General features: G+C 71.6%; 2 protein-coding genes. Both read right to left on the reverse strand.

The genetic code is table 11. The features are described from left to right. Positions 1-38 precede the first annotated feature (38 nt). Positions 39-1,499 (reverse strand): hypothetical protein, encoded by a 1,461-nt coding sequence (locus ABTZ94_RS36855; RefSeq protein ID WP_351207716.1) that lies wholly within the window; start codon positions 1,497-1,499, stop codon positions 39-41. A 167-nt stretch (positions 1,500-1,666) separates the two neighbouring features. Then, positions 1,667-3,049, reverse strand: coding sequence for an NsdA family TPR-like regulatory protein (locus ABTZ94_RS36860; protein ID WP_351207718.1), 1,383 nt, complete (start codon positions 3,047-3,049; stop codon positions 1,667-1,669). Between the last annotated feature and the right edge of the window lie 425 nt (positions 3,050-3,474).

The raw sequence follows: 3,474 nt of genomic DNA on the forward strand, positions 1-3,474 counted from the left end.
GCCGCCCGGAACCTCCGGGCGGCCCACGTCTGCGTCCCTCAGAGCTCGGTCGACGCCCGCTGAGTCAGCCCGTACTTCGACGCGATCGAGTTCCACAGCCCCGACGCCTCCCGCTTCGCCTTGCTCGCCTCGCCGCTCTGCACGGTGGCCTGCTGCGTCTCGGAGGTCGTACGGGCGTGGCCGTGCTTGCAGACCTTCTTGCCTTCCTTGGCCTGCGCCGCCCACGCGGCGTAGTGCTCGTCGGCGGCGGCGGACGCCTTCCAGGCCCTGGTGAGGGAGGCGGTCAGCTGGGCATGGTTCGGCAGCTTGTCGACGGGCAGCTCCTGGAGCCGGGTCACCAGATCACGACGCTGCTGGGCGGCGCCCTTCAGATCGGTCACGGCCTGGTCCAGATCCGTGCAGCTTTTGGTCTTCTCGACGGCCCCGATGACCGCGGCACGGCTGTTGTTGCTGTCCGCCAGCAGCTTGTCGAGCGCCTCGGCCTGCGGCTTCGCCGGATCGGCCGCGGCCTGCGCGGAGGGCTGGCCGGCGGGTGAACTGGCGGCGGCCACCGGCTGCTTGTTGTCCGTGCCCTTGTCGTCGCCGCCACCGCTCAGCAACGCACCCGCGCCGAGGCCGACGACGGCGCAGCCGGCGACGACCGCAGCGATGAGCGTGACGTGCGCCCGCTTCTTGCGCTGCCCGGTTCGCCCCCGCGGCCCCTCGTCCACGGGCTGGTACTGGGGCTGCGGGGGCTGATGGGGCTGATGGGGCTGATGGGCCCCCTGGTGCTGCTGCGTGGGGGCGAACCGGGGCATCTGCTGGGTGGATCCCGCAGGCCCGTCGTTGCGGAACAGGTTGTCGAACTCGGCAGGCGGCTGCCGGTCGTCGGGGGTCCCGGGCCCGACGCCGTACGGGGCGTCACCGGAGACCGGCGGAAGGAACTGGGTCGCCTCGGCGTCGCCGCCGTGCGCAGGCGCCTGGGGCTGCTGGTACGCCTGCGGCTGCGGCGCTCCGTGGTCGAGGAACTGGGTGGCCTCCGCGGGGCTCTCGGGCGGCATCCCGCCCGGCGCGGGCCCGGACACCGGCGCGATGTACTGCGTCGCATCCGCGTCCCCGCCCATGCCCATGCCCATGCCGGGCACGGCCTCGGGCGGCAACGGCTGCGCGTACGGCTGCTGGGGCTGCACGGGAGGCAGCGGCTGGGCCTGCGGCTGCCCGTACGCCTGCGCCGGCTGCCCCTGGCCGTACTGTCCTTGCCCGTACTGTCCTTGCCCGTACTGGCCCTGCCCGTACGCCCCCTGCCCCTGAGCATGTGGCTGTGGCTGCGACGAGGCGTCCTGGTGCGCCGCCTGCGGCCCCCAGGGCTGCCCCCACGGCTGGCCGCCCGTCGGGGCGCCCCGATCCGCGGCCCCCCCTGGTATCCAGGGCTCGTCGCTACCCGCGGGCAGCACGACACCTTCGTGCGTGGGCCGTTCAGCAGGGAACTGCTGCTCGTCACCCTGTCCGCTCTGCGTCACCGGGACTCCTACGTGTATACCTACGGAATCGTCGGCTCACGCTATCGGGTGGTTGCCGCCCTTCGCCAAGCGCGTGATGTCACTCACCAGCCCTTCACAAGCGCTGCAGCACCCAGCGGCCGTGAGTCAAGGGGGCGCTCGGTCCCACTGCGCCGACCGGGCCCCGGTCACACCGCCTGGAGTTCCAGCCGCGCCCCGAACTCCCGTACCGCCGGCTCGTCCCCGTACGGCAGCAGGCGCTGCTGCAGATCGTCCAGATACTCCGCTCCCCTGCTGGAGCGCACCGACCCCAGCAGCTCCATCGCCCGCGTGCCCGTGTGGCAGGCCTGCTCCACATCGCGCAGCTGGACCTGGGCCGTGGCGAGGAGCACCAGTCCGATGCCGCGGCGGCGGGTCCGGGACTGCGGGTGACCGTCCAGGGACTCCTTCGCCCGGCGTACGGCCGCCTCCGCCTGGCCGAGGTCGCGGTGGCAGTGCGCCAGCTCGTCGGCGAGATAGGCCTGGTCGAAGTGGGCGATCCAGTCGGGATCGTCCCCGGTGTCGGGATCGGCGTGCTCCATGGCCGTCAGCGCCCTGCCCGTCACCGCCTGACAGGTCCGGGCGTCGCCGAGCAGAGCGTGTCCGCGCGCCTCCGCCGCGTAGAACATCGCCTCCGCCCTCGGGGTGACCCGCCCGCGCGCGCCCTCCTGCGCGGCCCGTGCCAGCTGGGCGATTTCCCGCGGATTGCCGAGCTGCGCGGCGAGGTGGCTCATCGACGCGGCCAGTACATAACCCCCGTACGCCCGGTCTCCCGCCGCCTGCGCCAGACGCAGCGCCTGGATGTAGTAGCGCTGGGCGAGCCCCGGCTGGCCCGTGTCGACCGCCATGTACCCGGCGAGTTCGGTGAGCCGCGCGACCGCCGCGAACAGCTGCCGCCCGACCGATTCGCGGTACGCCCCCGAAAGCAGCCCGGAGACCACGCTGTTCAGGTAGTGCACCATGACCGGCCGCACATGTCCGCTGCCGAACCGGTGGTCGAGGTCGACGAGCGCGGCCGTCATCGCCCGTACCGCGTCCACGTCCGACATCCCGACACGGGTTCCGGCGGCCCGGGCCACCTGCGGGTCGGCGCCGGTGATCAGCCAGTCACGGCTGGGTTCGACCAGCGCCGACGACGCGATCGTCGAACCGGTCAGGAAGTCGCGGCGGCCGACATCGCTGCGCCACAGCTCACAGACCTGCTCGATCGCCCCGATCACGGTCGGGGCGAACTGCAGGCCGACGCCGGACGCCAGATTCTTGCCGTTGGCCATGCCGATCTCGTCGATCGTGACCGTACGGCCGAGCTTGCGGCCGAGCGCCTCGGCGATGATTCCCGCTGCCCTGCCGCGTGGTTGCTGTCCACGCAGCCAACGGGCCACGGAGGTCTTGTCGTAACGCAGATCGAGCCCGCGCTCCGCGCCGACCATGTTGACGCGACGGGCGAGGCCGGCGTTGGAGCATCCGGCTTCCTGAATGAGCGCCTGGAGCCGTTCGTTCGGCTGGCGGGCGACGAGAGGCCTGGCTGCCATGTTTCCCCCTGAGGCCGCAGTGATCGATGAGCGGATCACTGCCCGGCAAATACACGGAAAATGCGCACATTCATCGTGTTCGTCACGTCCGTCGTATTCCTTGCCATTCATGTCGGCATATGACAGAGGCCGACCGTTCCGGAGTTGCCCGTATATGGCTACCCGCCCGGTCGGGCGCCGCCTCACACGCGCCCCCGCGCATGCATCCATGCGCCCCGCATGCCGGATCGATGAGCTGTGACCACGCCCGTCACGCCCGTAACCCCATGTGGTGGCGGTAGTTGTGCTGTGCGTGGAAGAGCCCATCGGGGTCGAAGAACCCATCGGATTCGTGACTCCTCCCCGCCCTGAAGGAGCGGGGCTTCTCGCTATGCCGGTTGGGCTTCGCGACGGGCCAGCCCGGCCCGTAGGACGTTGAGAGCCCC

Origin of the sequence: Streptomyces sp. NPDC002785, assembly GCF_040295565.1 — a bacterium.
GTDB lineage: Bacteria > Actinomycetota > Actinomycetes > Streptomycetales > Streptomycetaceae > Streptomyces.